The sequence below is a fragment of the Methylomonas koyamae genome (genome assembly GCF_001644025.1).
In the GTDB taxonomy this organism is placed as follows: Bacteria; Pseudomonadota; Gammaproteobacteria; order Methylococcales; family Methylomonadaceae; genus Methylomonas; species Methylomonas koyamae_A.
In genome coordinates this window covers 13,165-30,923 of the sequence record NZ_LUUK01000173.1, presented here as the reverse complement: position 1 = coordinate 30,923, position 17,759 = coordinate 13,165, and the positions used below count along the sequence as shown (strand labels likewise).

Genomic DNA, 17,759 nt, shown 5'->3' with positions numbered 1-17,759 from the left:
CAAAGAGAATTGACCCACACAACTGAGGAGTTTTTATGAGCAAACGGCCCACTAACATAATCTGGCTATCGGCTGTCATGGCGACCCTAAGCGGCTGCGCCACGCAACAAGCGGGATTGCAAACGGGCGGCAGCAGCCAAATGGTAACTGGTTCCGCGGGGGGAGCAACCAGTGTGAATGCGAATAAATCCTTGGAGCGTTGCACTACCCCGCTGGGAACCTTGGCCGTCGCCGACGGCCGCTTCAGCGGTTCCAGCAACGTAACTACGGTCGAACCGTTGATTCGGCTGGCGGTGCAACAATCGAATTGCTTTGTTTTGACCTCTATCGGTAATAGGGCCACCCGAGCGCTAATCAATGAAATCACCGGCGAACAGCGCGACTCCGGCGAATACCGCTCAGGCTCCAAGCAACACAAAGGCCAACGCGTCGCCGCCGATTATCTGCTCGATCCGCAAGTCATTGTCGCCAACGAAGCCACGAGCGGCAACAGCAACAACATCGGCGCCGGTCTGGTCGGCATTGGTCTGAGCGCGGCCGGCCTGGGCGCGCTGGGCGCGGCCGCTGGCGCCTTGTCGAACTCGGTGGAGACCAGAACCTCGGATGTGGCATTGACCTTGACGGATATCCGTTCGACGGTACAAGTCGCGATTTCCTCTGGCAGCGCGACCGCCAACAATACCAATTTTTCCGCGGCCGCCGGTATCGGCGGCTGGGGTTATCTGCTCGGAGGCGGGGTCGGCGGCGGTGTCAGTTCCTTCTCGCGCACACCGGAAGGCCAAGCCATCGCGGCGGCATTCTTCGACGCTTACAACAATATGGTCATCGCCGTACGCAACTATAAAGCGCAAGACGTACAAGACGGTTTGGGTACCGGCGGTTCGTTGAAAGTAAAATAGCGCCAGGCCGGCACTCGTTAAAGGCGCTTAACCGGCGCCTTTTTTATTGCCGCGGCGAATTCAACCGTCTTTGGTCAAACCGTTGGAGTACACCACAATACGGTCCCGGCCGCTGGTTTTGGCTTGATAAAGCGCCAAGTCGGCGCAATGAATGATGTCGTCGATATCGATGGCTTCGTGGGTATCGTGGTAACCGCTATCGACGCAATGCAAACCCACGCTCAACGTGACGTTGACCGTTTCCAGCCCGACATGCCAGCGCAAGGTCTTGATTTCCTGCCGGATACGTTCCGCCAACGCGTAGCCGCCCTCGCAGCAAGTATTGGTGAATACCAGCACGAACTCTTCTCCGCCAAACCGAACCAGGATATCGCTAGCCCTGACCAGTTTTTTGAGTGCTTCGGACACCCCTACCAGAACTTCATCCCCAAACAAGTGCCCATGCCTGTCGTTGATGCGCTTGAAGAAATCGATATCCATTACCAGCAGGCAGAAGCTGTTCCGGTAGCGCTTGTGATGCGAGATTGCGATTTCCACTTGGTCGTAAAAGTAACGGCGATTGTGCAATCCCGTCAGTTGGTCGAGCATCGACATACTGGCGAAATGGTCTTTGAGTTGCTTGGTTTCGGCAACCAATGACTCCAATTGCGAGGTTCTTAGCGCAATCTGCTGATCCATTTGTCGCAGCAATCGCCGAGTCGTTATCAATTGGCCCAACATGTTCTTGTAGATTTCCAGCAAGCGCATATGCCAATCGGTGAAGAAATACGGCAGCGGATGCGAAACGTTCAAGACCCCGATCAATTGCTCGTCGCAAGTAAACACCGGCACACTGATCAACGAACCCGGCACCGCGGCGCTGTCGCTTTCCGAGCTGAAGCGTTCGTCCTCGAGGCAGTTCTGACAATACTGCAATTGCCCGGTCGAAGCGGCCAAACCGATCACGCCGTCCCCGACCTTGAATCGGGTCGTGTCGCCGGCCGGCACCTCCGGCAAGTTCAGTTCGACAAAACTCAGGCCGACCACATTGGTTAACCAGCCATCGCCGTCCACCGCAAAAAAAGAACAACGTTCCATGTCCTGATTTTGGATCAAACTGGCCAAGGCCCGGCGAATCAATTGTTTTTCATCGTCGGCCTGATAGCTGACTTCCGACAGTTCTTTAACGGTCGAAAGCGCGTTGAACAAGTCCACCACCAGATCGTGCATGCCGAATCCGTAAGCACCGCCGTTCGTCCCGGAACCATAACTATTGTCGGCCATCAGTTCCCCATCACGTAGGCCAATTGCTGCATTGCCACCCGGCTTTCCAGCAACTGCTCGGCTATCGCATTCAACGTCTCGATCGGCAACCGCAACGCCTGACAATTCTGCAAATAAGCGGCCGGCTCGAATTCGACGCCAGAGGCGAACTCCGCGCTGAGCCGTCGACAAAGACGTAACAAATCCAACAACGACTGCTCCTGCCCGACATATTCGTGGCGCTGATACTCCGACAAGACCAACTGATACAACTCCGGCAAATGCCATTTTTTTAATAGAGCCGCGCCGATTTGAAAATGACTGAGACCAAACTGATCGCTGACCAAATCGGTCACTCGTTCCGGGCCACGCTCGGCGGCGATAAAGATCTGGTTAAGTTGATCCGGCGCCAGAAATCCCAAGGCCAATATACCGATGTCCAATAACAAGCCGCTGGTATATACGGTAGACGGCGCCAAATGTTGCAGCGCGCCTATTTCCGAGGCCAGCTTTTGCGCGGCGACCGCCGTGACCAGGGAACGCATCCAAAAATAGTCGCTTTCGAAAGTTTGACATTTACCGGTATCGAACTGGACGTTAAAAATGACCCCTAACGCCAAGCCCTTGACTAAATCCAGCCCCAAAACCTGAAACACCGCGCTCCGAATGTCGGTAGTCGTCTTGCCTCGCGAAAAATACGCGGAATTAGCCAATCCCAACAGGCGAGCCACTAAACTCGGCGACGTCGAAAGCGCCGCGACCAGACGGTCAATGGAAATATCCGGCGTGTTAATCGCCTGCAAAATTTGCAAACTGGCTTGGGGCAATACCGGCAAATTTTTTAGCGCCCCGACTTGCAACTGCAAGGTTTCCATCGCATTCACTAGCGTCTATCTCGCGAAAAGCCGGAAATTTTTAGACTGACGACCAATCTGCGATAGTCGTTCTCGGGCAGTGCATCCCGAAAAATCGGCAACCTCTCGACACTTCCGCCATCCGTCCGATAATGCAAAATAGTCAGCATCCGAGTTGTCACCGTAGTTGATTCGATTCGTATCGGCTGAAATGCTTCAAGGTCCGCCGATATTTCCCAGCCGCCGCCCGGAGTATAGCGCAGAAAAAATGGCCGTGTTTTTCGAAACACCCCGCTGTTAACCGCCGTCAAAATCAATAAGCCGGCCGCCGCCAACCGATAGACCAACGGCATGCCGTTCTCAAAGCAAGCGTACAGTGCCGCGGCGTGCAGGCCACACAACAACTTGAGCGCCGATCGCGACTCGCGGACGGCAAACTGCAACGGAGGTTCGAAATTTCGCTTCATTAAAACGATCTCGCGATCAGGCTACGGTAAACTAATAGCGGAATGCCACCTTTAAACTTAAACATGAACACCGATACGATCGACAAACTGCCCGACAATCTTGATCCGCGTGACGAGCATGCCACTCTTTACCCGGCCACCGGGCTAGCCGCGATCGAGGTCATCGGCGCCGACAGCGCCCGGTTTTTGCAAGGTCAGCTGACGTGCGACATTCAGCAGATCAGCGAAACCCAAGCCAGTATCGCGGCTTTTTGCAACGCGAAGGGTCGGGTCATCAGTACCTTGCTGGTGATAAAAAAAACCAACGGCTATTGGTTGGTAATGCCAACCTCGCTAGTCACCCCGGTTATCGAAAAACTGCGCAAATACGTGTTGCGCGCCGCCGTGACTCTCGGCGACGCCAGCGACCGTCTAAGCGTCGCCGGGCTGACGATTGCGGCCGGCCACGAATTCCACTCGCTTCCGTTGCCGGAGAAGGATTGGTCGGTCGGCCACGCACCGCTAACGATAGTCAAACTGCCCGGCCGCCGCCGGTTTTTGATCTTGGAAAAGCACGATAGCGCCATACTAACAGACTTAATTAGCCGACCTGAAACCGATTGGCGCTACCAGGATATGCTTGACGGTTTGCCTTGGTTCGATGCGTCTCAATCCGAACAACACTTGCCGCAAATGCTCAACATCGACGGCCTCGGCGGCATCAGCTTCACCAAAGGCTGTTACACCGGCCAGGAAATCGTCGCCAGAAGCCATTATCTTGGTAAGGTGAAACGGCAATTGCTTGTTGGCGGCTGTGCCGGCGAATTGACGATCGCACCGGGTACACCGGTGTTGGATGGCGACACAGGTCAAACCGTCGGCAGCGTGCTGAGCTCCGCTCACGACGGCGACACCCGCTTGCTACTGGTATTACACGCGCTTGAAGGCGAGTCAAAACGCTTTATACTTGGCGACGAACATCAGACGCCGCTTAGTTTAATCCTCGCCGAATAGGGCACAGCATCATGCAATTCAAATCCGTCAACGACTTTTTAGCCCATGTCCAAGCGGAACTGGACGCCAATCGTTTGGTGCTGCCGACCCTGCCGGACGTGGCGATCAAGGTTCGCGACGCCGTCAGCAAGGGCGACGTGACCGCGCAAAGTCTGGCCGAGATCATTGCCACCGACGCGGCGATTTCCGCGCGGCTGATACAAGTCGCCAACAGCCCGCTCTATCGCGGGGCGATGGAAATCAAAAATATCCAGATGGCGGTGACTCGCCTGGGTAACAACACCATCCGAACTTTAGTCACCAGCCTGATCATGCAGCAAATGTTCGCCCCCAAATCGGCATTGCTGGAAAGTTACTTCCGAACGATCTGGGAGCAAGGCGTCAACGTGTCGGCGATCTGCCGGGCCCTGGCCGGTTTTGCTCCGCATCTGAACGCCGACGAAGCCATGCTGGCCGGCTTGATACACCAAATCGGCAAATTGCCGATACTCAGCCTGGTCGAGAATATCCCCGAATTTCGCGACAGTCCGTCCCGCCTCGACAAGTTATTGGAAAAAGCCCACCCGCACGTCGGCAAAATCATCATGGACACCTGGCATTTTCCCGAGGAACTCAAGCCGGTGCCGTCGGAATACGTTGATTTTCAACGCGACGCGGGTCCGAAAGCCGATTACGTCGATTTAGTGCAGGTCGCGTTTCTGCAAAGCGTGGCCGGCACCGACCACCCGGCCTGCCGGGTCGATTGGCATTCCGTGCCGGCCTTCGCCAAGCTCGGACTGGCCGGCGATGCCGAAATTCTCGAAATCGAAGGCGTGTCCGAAGAAATCGAATTAGCTCAATCCCTATTTTTTTAAATCACGATGATAGACCCGCTTGCCGCCGCCCGCTTTCGCCGCTTGGGCACATTAACCATTTTTGCCGTCTACTTCGTGATTCTGGTCGGCGGCATCGTCCGCGCCTCGGGAGCCGGCATGGGCTGCCCGGACTGGCCGACCTGCTTCGGCCAATGGGTACCGCCGACCGACGAAGCGCAGTTACCCGCCAATTATCACGAAATCTATGCCCAACGCGGCTACGAGAACACCACTTTCAACCCGGTAAAAACCTGGACCGAATACACTAATCGCTTGATCGGCGCCAGCACCGGCCTGCTGATATTGCTGACAGCCTGGGCTTCGCGCATTTACCTGAAAGGCGACAAGGGGATCTTCTATCTGGCGGTGACGGTGTTTCTGCTGGTGGGCTTCCAGGGTTGGTTGGGATCGGCCGTCGTCGCCAGCAATTTAAAGCCGTTGATGATCACCCTGCACATGTTGTTGGCGCTGGGCATTGTCGCATTGTTGATCTACGCCATCGCCCGCTCGCAACAACCGCTGTTGGCGCAATTGGACGGCGGGTGGCAAACCCCGCGATTCGCGCTCGTGCTGAAAATCGCGATCGGCATGACCTTGCTGCAGGTTGCGATGGGTACTCAAGTCAGGGAATCGGTGGATTTCATCGCGCACCAGCACAGCTATATCGATCGCCAATTCTGGCGGGATAGCTTTCCCATCATTTTTTACGTACACCGCTCGTTTTCGTCGGTCATCCTGTTCACCAATCTGTGGTTGGCCTGGCAAATCGTCGCGCACACCTCGCCCGGCAGTCTGTTGCGGCGCATGGCCTATGCCCTGTGCGTTCTGATCGTAACCGCGATTCTGGCCGGCGTGAGCCTAGATCGCCTGGGTTTTCCGGCGGCCGCCCAACCGCTACATTTGCTGATGGCGAATCTGATTTTCGGCGCTCAATTTTTCATTTGGATTTGTCTGAAATACGCCTCTGGGCGCCCGGCCTAATCCGTGGACGTTTTATCCAAATTATCAATAAGTTAAAAATAAACCCGGCAAACTGAGGTACAATGGTCGAGTGACCCGGTATCAACCGGGGCGATCTCTTTTTTTCCACAGGTAAATTTAATGTCCGAAACCCCCGCCGCCACGCCTTCCTTCAAAGATCTAGCGCTATCCGACCCCATTCTTAAAGCTCTAGAGGGCATCGGTTACGAAACCCCCTCGCCGATTCAGGCCCAAATTATCCCCTTCGTGATGTCCGGCCGCGACGTGTTGGGCCAGGCCCAAACCGGTACCGGCAAGACCGCCGCCTTCGCTTTACCGATTCTTACCCGAATCGATCTGAAACAAAAAGACCCGCAAGCCTTGGTGCTAGCGCCGACCCGGGAACTGGCCATCCAGGTCGCCGAAGCCTTTCAAAGCTACGCGGCGCATATCAAGGGCTTTCACGTATTGCCGATTTACGGCGGTCAGGACTACACCAGCCAATTGCGGCAACTGAATCGCGGCGCGCATGTCATCGTCGGCACGCCGGGCCGGGTCATGGATCATATGCGGCGCGGGACTTTGAAACTGGATCAATTAACGACGCTGGTGCTCGACGAAGCGGACGAAATGCTGCGCATGGGCTTCATCGACGACGTCGAATGGATTCTGGAGCAAACCCCGCCGACCCGACAAACCGCGCTGTTCTCGGCGACGATGCCGGCCGAAATCCGCAAAATCGCCCAGCGCTATCTGAATCAGCCCGAACAAATTACGATCAAGGTCAAAACCACGACCGCCGAGAACATCCGCCAGCGCTATTGCTTCGTCAACGGCCAACACAAAATGGATGCCTTGACCCGGATTCTGGAAGCCGAGAATTTCGACGGTATGATCATCTTCGTCCGCACCAAGACCGCCACCGTCGAGGTTGCCGAAAAACTGGAAGCCCGCGGTTTTTCCGCCGCCGCGATCAATGGCGATATGTCACAGGCCTTGCGTGAACGGGCTATCGATCATTTGAAAAGCGGCAAGCTGGACATATTGATTGCCACGGACGTGGCCGCGCGCGGTTTGGACGTGGACCGGATCACTCACGTCGTCAACTACGACATTCCCTACGATACCGAATCCTATGTGCATCGGATCGGCCGTACCGGCCGCGCCGGCCGCACCGGCGACGCGATACTGTTCGTTTCGCCGCGCGAAAAACGCTTGCTGGCCAATATCGAACAAGCCACCCGCCAGAAAGTCGCGGAAATGCAATTGCCCTCCACCGAGTTTATCAATAATGCCCGCGTCATCCGCTTTAAACAGCGGATTACCGACACACTGGCGTCGGCGGAGCTGAGCTTTTTCCACCAACTAATCAGTCAGTACCAAGTCGAACACGACGTGCCGGCCATCGACATTGCCGCCGCGCTGGCGCAATTGCTGCAGGGCGACACCCCGCTGCTACTCAAGGACTCGGGGAAAAAACCGGCCCGGCCGACCGACGACAAACCGCGCGAACGAGGCGAGCGCGGCCCGCAGCGCGAACGCGGCCGTGGCGCCAGTCAAGTCGAAATGGAATTGTTCCGAATTGAAATCGGCCGTAACGACGGCGTCAAACCGGGCAATATTGTCGGTGCGATCGCGAACGAAACCGGCATCGACGGCGAACATATCGCCCGGATTAAAATCGAGGAAACGTATAGCACCGTCGAATTGCCGGCCGGCATGCCCAAGGACTTGTTTCAAGCGCTGAAAAAGGTCCGGGTCGTCGGCAAGCCGCTGAATATCTCCCACTTCGACCCGGCAGCCATCAAAAAGGCTAAAAGCAAAAAACGGGTCGGTTCGCCGTCGAAACGCGCCAAACCGCAGGAATGACCCCAGCGGCGGACCGCCCTCCCCCCGGTCAGTCCGCCGAACTGTTGACTTCAACCCGGCCTTGTTCGATGCGGGCCTGAAATACCGGTACCCGCACCGCGGCGTCCTCGAAACAAATGCCGCTCCGCAGACTGAAATGCTGCTTGTACATCGGCGAGGCCACCATCGGCTCACCGCCGATGTCGCCCACCATCCCGCGCGACAATACGTTGGCTTGGCTGAAGGGATCGCGGTTGCCGATCGCGAACACCGCGTTCAAACGGGGCAGAAAAAACAACGCGACTTGCTGGTCGGCCAAGCGGGCACAAATGCCGGAGTCCGCTTGCAAATCCTCGACTCGGCATACTTCTGTCCAACGGCTCATCAGGCAGCCTCCTCGATCAGTTTAAAATGCTTGCGTTCGTCAGGATGGGCCGGCCGAATTTGACCGCGTTCCTCGACAAACACGACATCGTCGTCGCCCAAATCACTGTTGACGAAGTGCCGGAAACGTTTCAAGCGGGTTTCGTCGGCCAGCGTGGTTTTCCACTCGCATTGATACGTGTCGACGACATGCTGCATTTGCCGCTCCAGATCGGCGGCGATCCCGAGCTTGTCGGCCATCACCACCTCTTTTAAGTAAGCCAAGCCGCCGTCCAGATTTTCCAGCCACACCGAGGTACGCTGCAAACGCGCGGCGGTGCGCACGTAAAAAATCAGCAACCGGTCGATATAGCGAATCAAGGTTTCCCTGTCCAGATTGGTCGCGAACAGATCGGCGTGGCGCGGCTTCATGCCGCCGTTACCGCACACATACAAGTTCCAACCGTTTTCGGTGGCGATCACGCCGATGTCCTTACCCTGCGCTTCGGCGCATTCGCGGGTGCAACCGGACACCGCCATTTTGATTTTATGCGGCGCCCGCAAGCCTTTGTAGCGATTTTCCAATTCGATCGCCAGACCGACGCTGTCGTCGACACCGTAGCGGCACCAAGTGCTGCCGACGCAGGACTTCACGGTGCGTAGCGATTTGCCGTAGGCGTGACCGGACTCGAAGCCGGCCGCGATCAACTCCCGCCAAATCGCCGGCAATTGCTCGACCCTGGCACCGAACAAATCGACGCGCTGACCGCCGGTGATTTTGGTATACAAACGGTATTTTTTAGCGACTTGGCCGAGCACGATCAACATTTCCGGGGTAATTTCGCCGCCGGCAATGCGCGGAACCACCGAATAAGTGCCGTCTTTTTGGATGTTGGCCAAAAAGGTATCGTTGGTATCCTGCAAACCCACATGCGGTTTTTCCAATATGTAGTCGTTCCAATACGAAGCCAAGATCGAGCCAACCGCTTGCTTGCAGACATCGCATCCCAAGCCGTGTCCGTGCCGGTCCAACAACTCGTCGAAGGTCTTGATCTGGCCGACCATCACCAAATGGTACAAGTCCTGGCGAGTATGCGGAAAATGCTCGCAAAGATCGGTGCTGACCGCGACGCCGAGTTTGGTCAGTTCGCTATCCAGCACCGACTTCAACAAGGCACTGCAACCACCGCAGCCGGTGGCGGCCTTGGTGGCGGCTTTTAAATCGCCGATGCTGACGCAACCGCCGGCGACGGCGTCGCAAATTTGGCCCTTGCTAACATCGTGACAGGAACAGATTTGGGCGCTGGCCGGCAAGGCATCCGCGCCGAGTCCGGCCGGCGCGTCGCCGCGCGCCGGTAAAATCAGCGTATCCGGTTGCGCCGGCAGTTCTATACCGTTCAAACAATATTGCAGCAAGGTGCCGTAATCGGCCGCGTCGCCGACCAGCACCGCCCCCAATAAGCGCCGGTTATCCGCGCTGACGACCAGCCGTTTGTAGATTTCGCCGGCACCGTCCTGATAGCTGTAGACCAGCGCACCGGGCGTCCGGGCCTGAGCGTCGCCGATGCTCGCGACATCGACACCCATCAGCTTCAATTTGGTACTCATGTCGGCACCGGTAAAGGCCGCGTCAGCCTCGGCTAAGTCGGCCAGCACAGTTCTGGCCATCGCGTAACCCGGCGCGACCAAACCGAAGATCTGGCCGTTCCAGCAAGCGCATTCGCCGATCGCGTAAATATCCGGATCGGAAGTCCGGCACTGATTGTCTATCGCAATCCCGCCGCGCGACCCGGCCGCCAGACCGCTGGCACTGGCTAATTCGTCGCGCGGCCGAATCCCGGCGGAAAACAACACGATATCGGTCTCCAGATGGCTACCGTCGGCAAAGGTCATCCGGTGCAAGGCCGTTTCCCCGTCGATGATCGCGGTGGTATTTTTATTCAAATGGGTAACGACGCCCAAGGCCTCGATTTTCCGCTTCAACATCGCGGCACCGCCGTCGTCGAGTTGCACCGCCATCAGCCGCGACGCGAATTCGACGACATGGGTTTCCAAGCCCAAATCCTTCAAAGCCTTGGCCGCTTCAAGTCCCAACAGCCCACCGCCGATCACGGCACCGATCCGGGATTCGGCGGCGGCGGCCTTGATCGCCTCCAAATCTTCTATCGTGCGATACACCAGACAACGCGGGCGATCCCGGCCGGCGATCAGCGGTACGAACGGATAGGAACCGGTCGCCAAGACCAGTTTGTCGTATTGGATGATCTGGCCGTTTGCGGAAATCACGTGTTTCCGCTGGCGATCGATACCGATCGCTCTGTCGCCCAAATGGATCTCGATACCGTGCCGTTCGAAAAAGCCCGCCTCGACCAGCGACAAATCGTCGGCGGTCTTACCGGCGAAGAAGGCCGATAAATGCACCCGATCGTAAGCCGGCCTCGGCTCCTCGCAAAACGTCACCACGCGATAGCGGCCAGCGATTTCGCTTTCGACCAAGCCGGTTAAAAAATGCTGGCCGACCATACCGTTACCGATCACGACCAAGGTTTGTTGCGTGCTCATCCGCGACTCCTGTTAATTGGGCTGAATTGCTCCGAATCCGCTCACTTTGCGAACGAACTCGGGTACGGTCGTCGTGGAAACTTTTGTTCAGGCCAAAAAAAAGGCGCCCTGGCGAATGATTAACATCATTCGCGCAGGACGCCTTTGTCCAGGTCTAATACGGGGGCAAGTCCAACGACGAGACTTGACTAGTATCAATCAAATTCCATGCCACAACTCTCTTTCTATTGATTTACAACGATTTTATAAAATTCACGGCGCTCGCCCGCGACGATCAGCGCACCCAAACAATGCAAACCAACAAAATATTCGCACCAAACTGGCCCACGATTGACCAAGACCCATGCCCAACGTCCAACGCTTCCCTCTTCGTCTATCGCTTGAGCACACGGTCGCGCGGCCGTATCAACACCGCAACCGTCTTGACTCGTTGAAGTCGCTGGCATGCAATCTGCTTTCCGCTTACCCAAATTCAATCGTTCGGATCTTTCATGACTTTTACGCCGTTCAAGTTACTGTCGCTACAAGGCAAGGCCAAAGTGCTACACATGAGCTGGATGGCCTTTTTCATCAGCTTCGTGGTCTGGTTTAACCATGCTTCGCTGCTGGTTTTGATTCAGCAAGACCTGGGCATCAGTCAAACCGAAATCGACATTTTGTTGCTACTGAACGTGGCGCTGACGATTCCCGCCAGAGTCGCGACCGGCATGCTGGTGGACCGGTTTGGTGCAAAAATCAGCTACAGCGTGTTGTTGGCGGTTTGTAGCATTCCGTGCTTTATGTTCGCCGCCGCCGACAATTTCGCAGAATTGGCTTGGTCGCGATTCTTGCTAGGGTTTATCGGTGCCGGTTTCGTGGTTGGCGTGCGTATCATCGGCGACTGGTTTCCGGCCAGCCAGGTCGGCACCGCCGAAGGTATTTATGCCGGCTGGGGCAATTTCGGCTCGGCATTCGCGGCCATTTTTCTGCCAGGCCTGGCGTTTTATTTCGGCGCAGAGCACGGCTGGCGCTATGCGGTGGCGTTGACCGGCGCGATCGCACTGCTTTACTCGATCGTTTATTACTTTAGCGTGGAGAATTTGCCTCCGGAATTGGCCGGCCTGAAAACCCGACGTCCGCTGGCGATGGAAGTCTCCAGCATCCGCGATCTGTTTTTGTACATGTTCAGCTTGATACCGTTGTACGCGACGATTTCGCTACTGGCCTGGAAGCTGGCGACACCGGCAACGCCGGTGTTAAGCTTAACTTGGCATCTGGGTATCCAGTTGACGATATGGCTGTTATTCCTGGCTCATGCTCATCAACTCGTCAACAACAACGCCGACAAACTAAGCGCCCCCATTCCCAGCATTCACCATTACCGCTACCAGCAAGTGTTCATACTGGCGATCGCGTATCTGGTCACGTTCGGGTCCAAATTGGCGGTGCTATCGATGTTACCGATGTTTTTTTTCCATACCTTTCACGAGACCCAGGGCATAGACATGTTGGATGCCGGCCTGCTGGCCTCCAGCTTCGTGGTGACCAATGTCGTCGCCCGGCCGGCCGGCGGCTGGCTCAGCGACAAGATCGGCCGCAAACTCTCGTTGACGCTGTTCGTGGCCGGACTTGCGGTCGGCTATCTGGCGATGGCCTGGATTTCGCCGGACTGGTCCATCGCCTTGAGCGTGGCCGTCACGTTGATTTGTTCGGTGTTCATGCAAGCGGCCGAAGGCGCCATCTTTGCGTTCGTGCCGTTGATCAAGCGTTCAATCACCGGCGAAGTCGCCGGCATCGTCGGCGCTTACGGCAATGCCGGCGCCATCGTGTTTCTGATCTTGCTGACTTTCGTCTCCACTTTCAGCTTTTTTCTGATGTTGGGCGGCGCGTGCGCGATCCTACTCGGGTTGATTTATTTTCTCAGGGAACCGAAAAACTTTATCACCGAAATCATGCCGGACGGCAGCTTGGTACAAATCGAGCTGGATTGACGATGACAGCGTTGAATGTCTTAGTCGTGGACGAATTCGACAGCGACCGCGTGCTGGAACGCACGCTACGCCAACACGGCTGCGAAGTCGCCACGTTGAAGCTGCAGGAGTTGGATATGCTGCGCATCGTGCAAACCTTGCACCCGGACGTGGTGGTACTCAATCTTTACACCCCTACCGAGCCGATTCTGAAAACCATCGTCGAAATCAATCAGAGCTATTCGTTGCCGGTGGTGATGTTTGCCGAGGACCAGCAAACCGAAACCATCAACAAAGTCATCAAGGCCGGCGTCAGCGCTTACATTGTGGACGGCCTGGAAGCGAAACGCATCAAATCCATCGTCGATATCGCAATCGCCCGTTTCAAGGAACATCAGGCGCTCAAGGACGAATTAAAAAAAACCAAGACCCAGTTGGAAGATCGCAAGCTGGTGGACCGCGCAAAAGCGATCCTGATGAAATCGCAGGGCTTTAGCGAAGAACAGGCTTACCATGCCTTGCGTAAATTGGCGATGGACCGCAACATGGCAATCGGCGAAATGGCGAAGAACGTGATTTCGATGGCCGAACTGTTCAAGTAGAGTCACCTCTACGAGCCGAGAACTACGCTAGTCTCCTTGCTCAGCGTATCGCCTTACCGGAAACTGGTTGGACACCCGACTCCCGCCCCGCCGAATGGCGGCTCCGATAGATTATCGGCCCGAATACTGGGAGACAAACCTAGTGATATCAATAAGACACCCGCCACCACTAGCACTACCCGGCTAATTCCTGCAACTACTCGATTTCGACTACTTATCAACATGAACAGCTCCTAGAAATCATTGAAAACCAAACGTTTACGCAGCAGCTTAGCCGCCGCAAAAAACGAGGCACCGGAACAGTTGCAGTATAATCGATTCGCTACCATCAAGCCCGCCAAAAAATCGGTCGCACCGTTTGACATCGCTGAAAATGATGGCGTTGAACAGCCACCTGTCAACTGAGCAAAAATGCTAACACGTTTTTTGACTTTCGTGTACATTGAAGCCAAATTCGGTAAACAGTCCCGACCTATCGGCCAAGCCTCTTTAGTTTTAATCGATTCCTAATGGTTTATTCATTCGGGATTCAGCTTGCGTGACTAGACTTTTCCTTAACAATCTTGAAATGGAGTCATCATGTTGAAAACCACGCTGGTAGTCTGCGTCGGATTCGTTTTTCCTAATTTTGCGATGGCCGACGACCACGGGCACGGGCACCGCAAACACGGTCACCATCATCGCGAGCCGGTCGTCGTGGAGCACGTTTACCGCCCGGCTCCCGCATTACAACCGCGTTACGCGCAAATGCCCGGCACTAATCCAAGCAATGATCGACGTTCGACCGAAGGCTTGGTTGGCGGCGCGCTCGGTAGCGCGGTCGGCTACGAAATCAGCAAGGGTGACCCGCTGGGCGCGGGTTTGGGCGCTGCCGCCGGCGCGTGGATAGGCAACGGCATCGGCCGCTAAGCCTTGATAGATCAAAACCGCTTTCGCGGCACTAAAGTTCGGGAGGGAGTCTTGAAAACTAAAACATCCAAAGTATCGGCCGGGCATTTGGCCGTAGAGAGACTGTTGAACGTACTGTTGTTTTTTATCGTGTTTTACTACAGTTACTACGTATTTTGCTTGACCTAATTCGACCGAAATACTCGCCCCGCCAGACAGCCGGACAACACGGCTGTCAAGGCGACTGATCTTGCAGATAGCCCTCGACCGCTACACGGCTATCGGCCGGCAGTTTCTTGGACTTCAAGGTTTGTTTTAATTTTGCCTGCAGTCGCGCCAGCAACCTGGGCTGGTCCACCAGCTTATCCATCAGTGTTTGTAGGGCGCTGAAGGCATTGAATCGAACCGCTTCGTCAGGGTCGTTCAATGCCGCTATCAAGGCATCGTAGACCGGCAGCGCTGGTTGATCGAAATAACCCAGACTTTCCGCCGCCGCCGCACGAACTTCCCCGACTCGATCTTGCCGCAAGGCTTCCAATAGATAGCGACCGGCCTCCGGAGTCGGATAGGCCGCCAGTTGTTGAGCGCCTGCGATACGTTGCGCGGGATCGTGATCGCCGAGCCACTGTCTGGCGGTTTCCTCCTGTTCGAGGTCGACACTCTCTTCTTCGGCGATCTGCTCCGGGGTAGACGCTCCACCGCCGGATTCGGCTGACGAAGCAAGCTGGTGCAAGTCCGGCATGGACCGGGACGCCTGAATTGGAACTCCTCCCGCCGCCGGGCAAGGCCGAACGACGCGGACCTGTTGCCAAATCGGCAACAGGCCCAATGCGAGATAAGGCGCCATAAGCAACGCCCCAACCAGGACTAGCGACACTCTCACGCCGATGGCGGCAGGTCGCGCGGCACCTGCCTCAAGCAATCAAGGCGCTTGCAAAGTGCCGTTGGCCGTCGTTGCCGTCGGCGTGGAATTCGGGCAAGCCGGCTGCGACCAGGCGTCCCAATAGCCGCCGGTTCCAGTCAGAATCAATTCGTCGCCCTTGGCCGCGCCGGTCAACGCCGTCTGCGCGGTACCGGCGGCATTCATGTTGGACGTGGTGATGCCGGTACCGGCCGGATGCATGCCCAATGCTTCGCGAACCCGCCAAGCGTAGGCATGATCGCGGCAGGAGGTATCGCCGGAGACGCCGATTGCGCCGACTTTATGACCACCACTATAGATAGCCAATCCGCCGCCGAATACGTTCACGCCGCCGACCCGTTTGTTTTTCAAAGGATCGCTGTTAGTACCGTAGGCATTCGGACTGCCCGCGTAAGCCCGGCTGGCATCAACCGGATTGCTGTGCTGTAGACCGTACAGACTGCCGCCAGGCTGCACCGCCGAGTACAAGTTACCGGTGGAAATGGCATAGCCGTCCAGACTGAAGGCGTTGGCGGTAAAGGCTTTTTGAGCCGAAATGACCCGGCTGCCCAGCCATTCGGAGTTACCTGCCGCCGAGCCGGTAGTACCGCTGGTGGCGACGTGGCACACCTTGCCGGTCTCGTCGACCACGGTCACCCACATATTCAGTCCATACCCTCCAGTGCTTGCGGCTTCCGCGGCACTGATCGCGTCGGTCAACGCCGAGCGCGAAACGTCGCTGCAAGCCGCGGAAACGGTTTGCGCGGACAATACCAGCGCGGCGCTACCCAGGCTTAAGGCCAACAGTTTTTTTGTTTTCATAGTTGCTTCTCTCGTTATTTGATTATTCTGGAATGGCCCCGCGCGTTGAGCGGGAATTTATTTATAGCAAAGGCCCGCCATCCTGTCTAACGGTTTAGCTAGCGCTAATATTGTGACATCCACGGCGCGCACAACACCAATACTAGCGCCGCGAACAGCCCGGCGACGACATCGTCCAACATGATGCCCAAACCGCCGTGGATGCGACGGTCCAGCCAGCCGATCGGCCAAGGCTTGACGATGTCGAAAAATCTGAACAACGCAAAACCCAGCGCCAAGTTCCTCCACGAAAACGGCACCCAGGCCATCGTCAACAACAAGCCGGCGATTTCGTCCCAGACGATGCCGCCGAAATCGTGAACTTGCAGGCGCGCGGCGGCGTAATCGCACAAATGAATGCCGACCGCGATGACTACCGCAGTCGCCAACCAGTAGCCCCAGAAACCGGTTTGCAATAAGGCCGCGTAAACCGGCAAGGCCGCCAACGTGCCGAAGGTACCCGGCGCGTGCTTGATCAAGCCGGCGCCAAAACCGAACGCCAGCCACAGCCTGACATCGCGCAATATGTCGCCTGCCGATAAGCCAGCCTTACCGTAGGACGCTCTAAAGAAAATGCTCATAACCGGTAAACTCCAATAATTCGATAGACCCGGCGCGGCGCAGACGGAGGCCGGATTCGACTTCGATGACGCCGATTTTCCGGCAACCGGCTGGTATCGCGGCGGACCGATCCGGAGGCACCGTAAAGCAAAGTTGATAGTCGTCGCCGGCGGTGAGCGGTAGCCGCCAGTCGCCGGATTCGGCCAAATAGGCGTCCATCGCATCGGAGAACGCCAAGGCCGCCCAGTCCAGACAGGCGCCGACCCGGCTTTGCGTCAAAATATGCCCCAAATCGGCGGCCAATCCGTCGGAAATATCGATACAGGCGTGAGCGATGCCCCGCAACGCCAACCCCAGTTCGACTCTAGGCTCGGGCCGATGAAAACAGCGTAGTGGGATTTCAGGGAACGAGCAGCGATAACCTTGCTTGATCTTCAAGCCCAACCCGGCATCGCCGACAGGTCCGCTCAGATACACAAAATCGCCGACGTTGGCCGCCGAGCGGGTCAACGCCGCCCCGCTCGGCACCGTGCCCATCGCCTGCACGGTCAGCGTCAACGGTCCCGATGTCGTGTCGCCGCCGATCAAATCGACGTTAAAGCGGCGAGCCAGCGTCAAAAAACCCCGCGAAAACGCTTCCAACCAAGTCGGCTCCACTTTAGGCAGGGTTAAGGCCAAGGTCACCGCAAACGGCTCTGCACCCATCGCCGCCAAATCGCTGAGGTTCACGGCCAGCAACTTGTGACCCAAATCCTCGGGCGCGGCATCGGCGAAGAAATGCACGTTTTCGACCATGGTGTCGGCGGTGATCGCCAAGTGCTGGCCGGGCGGCAGACTCATCAGCGCGCAGTCGTCGCCGATTCCGAGCTTGTTGTGGGGATGGCGCGGCGCGTCCGCCGCGAAATAACGGCGAATCAGATCGAATTCGCCTAGTCGTTCAGGCATGAGCCACCCA

Annotated in this window: 18 protein-coding genes; 9 read left to right on the top strand and 9 right to left on the bottom strand. The window is 56.7% G+C overall.

The window, feature by feature from the left end; genetic code table 11:
• Positions 1 to 173: 173 nt before the first annotated feature.
• Positions 174 to 899 carry a hypothetical protein gene (locus tag A1355_RS13550; protein ID WP_231883666.1) on the top strand — a complete coding sequence of 242 codons (726 nt, stop codon included), beginning with the start codon at positions 174 to 176 and terminating at the stop codon, positions 897 to 899.
• A gap of 60 nt (positions 900 to 959) precedes the next feature.
• Here A1355_RS13550 and A1355_RS13545 read toward each other — a convergent pair whose 3' ends face one another.
• From A1355_RS13545 to A1355_RS13535, 3 genes are read right to left on the bottom strand one after another with little or no spacing between them, the layout of a single operon-like run.
• On the bottom strand, positions 960 to 2,162 hold the full coding sequence (locus A1355_RS13545; protein WP_064028991.1) for a sensor domain-containing diguanylate cyclase: 1,203 nt from the start codon (positions 2,160 to 2,162) through the stop codon (positions 960 to 962).
• Positions 2,162 to 3,016, bottom strand: a complete 855-nt coding sequence (locus A1355_RS13540; protein ID WP_064028988.1) for an HDOD domain-containing protein — start codon at positions 3,014 to 3,016, stop codon at positions 2,162 to 2,164. The genes A1355_RS13545 and A1355_RS13540 overlap by 1 nt, the downstream gene beginning before the upstream one ends.
• An 8-nt stretch (positions 3,017 to 3,024) precedes the next feature.
• Positions 3,025 to 3,462: a protein YgfX gene (locus A1355_RS13535; protein ID WP_064028986.1), complete on the bottom strand. Its 438-nt coding sequence runs from the start codon at positions 3,460 to 3,462 to the stop codon at positions 3,025 to 3,027.
• Between the two features lie 63 nt (positions 3,463 to 3,525).
• On the opposite strand from A1355_RS13535, the gene A1355_RS13530 reads away from it, so the two are divergent.
• The 4 genes from A1355_RS13530 to A1355_RS13515 all read left to right on the top strand — a co-directional run bounded on the left by A1355_RS13530 (position 3,526) and on the right by A1355_RS13515 (position 8,138).
• Positions 3,526 to 4,455 carry a YgfZ/GcvT domain-containing protein gene (locus tag A1355_RS13530; RefSeq protein ID WP_064028984.1) on the top strand — a complete coding sequence of 310 codons (930 nt, stop codon included), beginning with the start codon at positions 3,526 to 3,528 and terminating at the stop codon, positions 4,453 to 4,455.
• 11 nt (positions 4,456 to 4,466) lie between these two features.
• Positions 4,467 to 5,309 (top strand): HDOD domain-containing protein, encoded by an 843-nt coding sequence (locus tag A1355_RS13525; protein WP_064028981.1) that lies wholly within the window; start codon positions 4,467 to 4,469, stop codon positions 5,307 to 5,309.
• A 6-nt stretch (positions 5,310 to 5,315) separates the two neighbouring features.
• Entirely contained in the window at positions 5,316 to 6,290 is a 975-nt protein-coding gene (locus A1355_RS13520) for a COX15/CtaA family protein (RefSeq protein ID WP_064028979.1), read from the top strand.
• Between the two features lie 120 nt (positions 6,291 to 6,410).
• Entirely contained in the window at positions 6,411 to 8,138 is a 1,728-nt protein-coding gene (locus A1355_RS13515; protein ID WP_064028977.1) for a DEAD/DEAH box helicase, read from the top strand.
• A 28-nt stretch (positions 8,139 to 8,166) separates the two neighbouring features.
• On the opposite strand, the gene nirD is transcribed toward A1355_RS13515, so the two are convergent.
• Both nirD and nirB read right to left on the bottom strand, forming a co-directional pair.
• Entirely contained in the window at positions 8,167 to 8,502 is a 336-nt protein-coding gene (nirD, locus tag A1355_RS13510) for a nitrite reductase small subunit NirD (RefSeq protein ID WP_064028975.1), read from the bottom strand.
• A complete protein-coding gene (gene nirB, locus A1355_RS13505; protein ID WP_064028973.1) occupies positions 8,502 to 11,042 on the bottom strand; it encodes a nitrite reductase large subunit NirB in 2,541 nt (846 codons plus the stop codon). The genes nirD and nirB overlap by 1 nt, the downstream gene beginning before the upstream one ends.
• 491 nt (positions 11,043 to 11,533) lie before the next feature.
• Here nirB and A1355_RS13500 point away from each other — a divergent pair, with 491 nt between their 5' ends.
• From A1355_RS13500 to A1355_RS13490, 4 genes are all read left to right on the top strand, one after another.
• Entirely contained in the window at positions 11,534 to 13,012 is a 1,479-nt protein-coding gene (locus A1355_RS13500; protein ID WP_064028971.1) for an MFS transporter, read from the top strand.
• A 2-nt stretch (positions 13,013 to 13,014) separates the two neighbouring features.
• Complete coding sequence (locus A1355_RS13495; RefSeq protein WP_064028969.1) at positions 13,015 to 13,593, top strand: ANTAR domain-containing response regulator; 579 nt, start codon at positions 13,015 to 13,017, stop codon at positions 13,591 to 13,593.
• A 243-nt stretch (positions 13,594 to 13,836) separates the two neighbouring features.
• A complete protein-coding gene (locus A1355_RS25250) occupies positions 13,837 to 13,998 on the top strand; it encodes a hypothetical protein (protein ID WP_157197878.1) in 162 nt (53 codons plus the stop codon).
• Positions 13,999 to 14,172: 174 nt separating this feature from the next.
• On the top strand, positions 14,173 to 14,502 hold the full coding sequence (locus tag A1355_RS13490; RefSeq protein ID WP_064028967.1) for a hypothetical protein: 330 nt from the start codon (positions 14,173 to 14,175) through the stop codon (positions 14,500 to 14,502).
• A gap of 214 nt (positions 14,503 to 14,716) precedes the next feature.
• Here the strand turns inward: A1355_RS13490 and A1355_RS13485 are convergent, their stop codons facing one another.
• The 4 genes from A1355_RS13485 to thiL form a co-directional block, all read right to left on the bottom strand.
• A complete protein-coding gene (locus A1355_RS13485; RefSeq protein ID WP_064028965.1) occupies positions 14,717 to 15,223 on the bottom strand; it encodes a HEAT repeat domain-containing protein in 507 nt (168 codons plus the stop codon).
• A gap of 180 nt (positions 15,224 to 15,403) precedes the next feature.
• Positions 15,404 to 16,204 (bottom strand): GlcG/HbpS family heme-binding protein, encoded by an 801-nt coding sequence (locus A1355_RS13480; RefSeq protein WP_064028963.1) that lies wholly within the window; start codon positions 16,202 to 16,204, stop codon positions 15,404 to 15,406.
• Positions 16,205 to 16,308: 104 nt separating this feature from the next.
• Positions 16,309 to 16,824, bottom strand: a complete 516-nt coding sequence (locus A1355_RS13475; protein ID WP_064028961.1) for a phosphatidylglycerophosphatase A — start codon at positions 16,822 to 16,824, stop codon at positions 16,309 to 16,311.
• A complete protein-coding gene (gene thiL / locus A1355_RS13470; RefSeq protein WP_064028959.1) occupies positions 16,808 to 17,749 on the bottom strand; it encodes a thiamine-phosphate kinase in 942 nt (313 codons plus the stop codon). The genes A1355_RS13475 and thiL overlap by 17 nt, the downstream gene beginning before the upstream one ends.
• Positions 17,750 to 17,759 lie beyond the last annotated feature (10 nt).

Coding starts and splice junctions, on each gene's coding strand:
- A1355_RS13545 (WP_064028991.1), bottom strand. CDS start 2,162: ATGGCCGACAATAGTTATGGTTCCGGGACGAACGGCGGTGCTTACGGA.
- A1355_RS13540 (WP_064028988.1), bottom strand. CDS start 3,016: ATGGAAACCTTGCAGTTGCAAGTCGGGGCGCTAAAAAATTTGCCGGTA.
- A1355_RS13535 (WP_064028986.1), bottom strand. CDS start 3,462: ATGAAGCGAAATTTCGAACCTCCGTTGCAGTTTGCCGTCCGCGAGTCG.
- A1355_RS13530 (WP_064028984.1), top strand. CDS start 3,526: ATGAACACCGATACGATCGACAAACTGCCCGACAATCTTGATCCGCGT.
- A1355_RS13525 (WP_064028981.1), top strand. CDS start 4,467: ATGCAATTCAAATCCGTCAACGACTTTTTAGCCCATGTCCAAGCGGAA.
- A1355_RS13520 (WP_064028979.1), top strand. CDS start 5,316: ATGATAGACCCGCTTGCCGCCGCCCGCTTTCGCCGCTTGGGCACATTA.
- A1355_RS13515 (WP_064028977.1), top strand. CDS start 6,411: ATGTCCGAAACCCCCGCCGCCACGCCTTCCTTCAAAGATCTAGCGCTA.
- nirD (WP_064028975.1), bottom strand. CDS start 8,502: ATGAGCCGTTGGACAGAAGTATGCCGAGTCGAGGATTTGCAAGCGGAC.
- nirB (WP_064028973.1), bottom strand. CDS start 11,042: ATGAGCACGCAACAAACCTTGGTCGTGATCGGTAACGGTATGGTCGGC.
- A1355_RS13500 (WP_064028971.1), top strand. CDS start 11,534: ATGACTTTTACGCCGTTCAAGTTACTGTCGCTACAAGGCAAGGCCAAA.
- A1355_RS13495 (WP_064028969.1), top strand. CDS start 13,015: ATGACAGCGTTGAATGTCTTAGTCGTGGACGAATTCGACAGCGACCGC.
- A1355_RS13490 (WP_064028967.1), top strand. CDS start 14,173: ATGTTGAAAACCACGCTGGTAGTCTGCGTCGGATTCGTTTTTCCTAAT.
- A1355_RS13485 (WP_064028965.1), bottom strand. CDS start 15,223: ATGCCGGACTTGCACCAGCTTGCTTCGTCAGCCGAATCCGGCGGTGGA.
- A1355_RS13480 (WP_064028963.1), bottom strand. CDS start 16,204: ATGAAAACAAAAAAACTGTTGGCCTTAAGCCTGGGTAGCGCCGCGCTG.
- A1355_RS13475 (WP_064028961.1), bottom strand. CDS start 16,824: ATGAGCATTTTCTTTAGAGCGTCCTACGGTAAGGCTGGCTTATCGGCA.
- thiL (WP_064028959.1), bottom strand. CDS start 17,749: ATGCCTGAACGACTAGGCGAATTCGATCTGATTCGCCGTTATTTCGCG.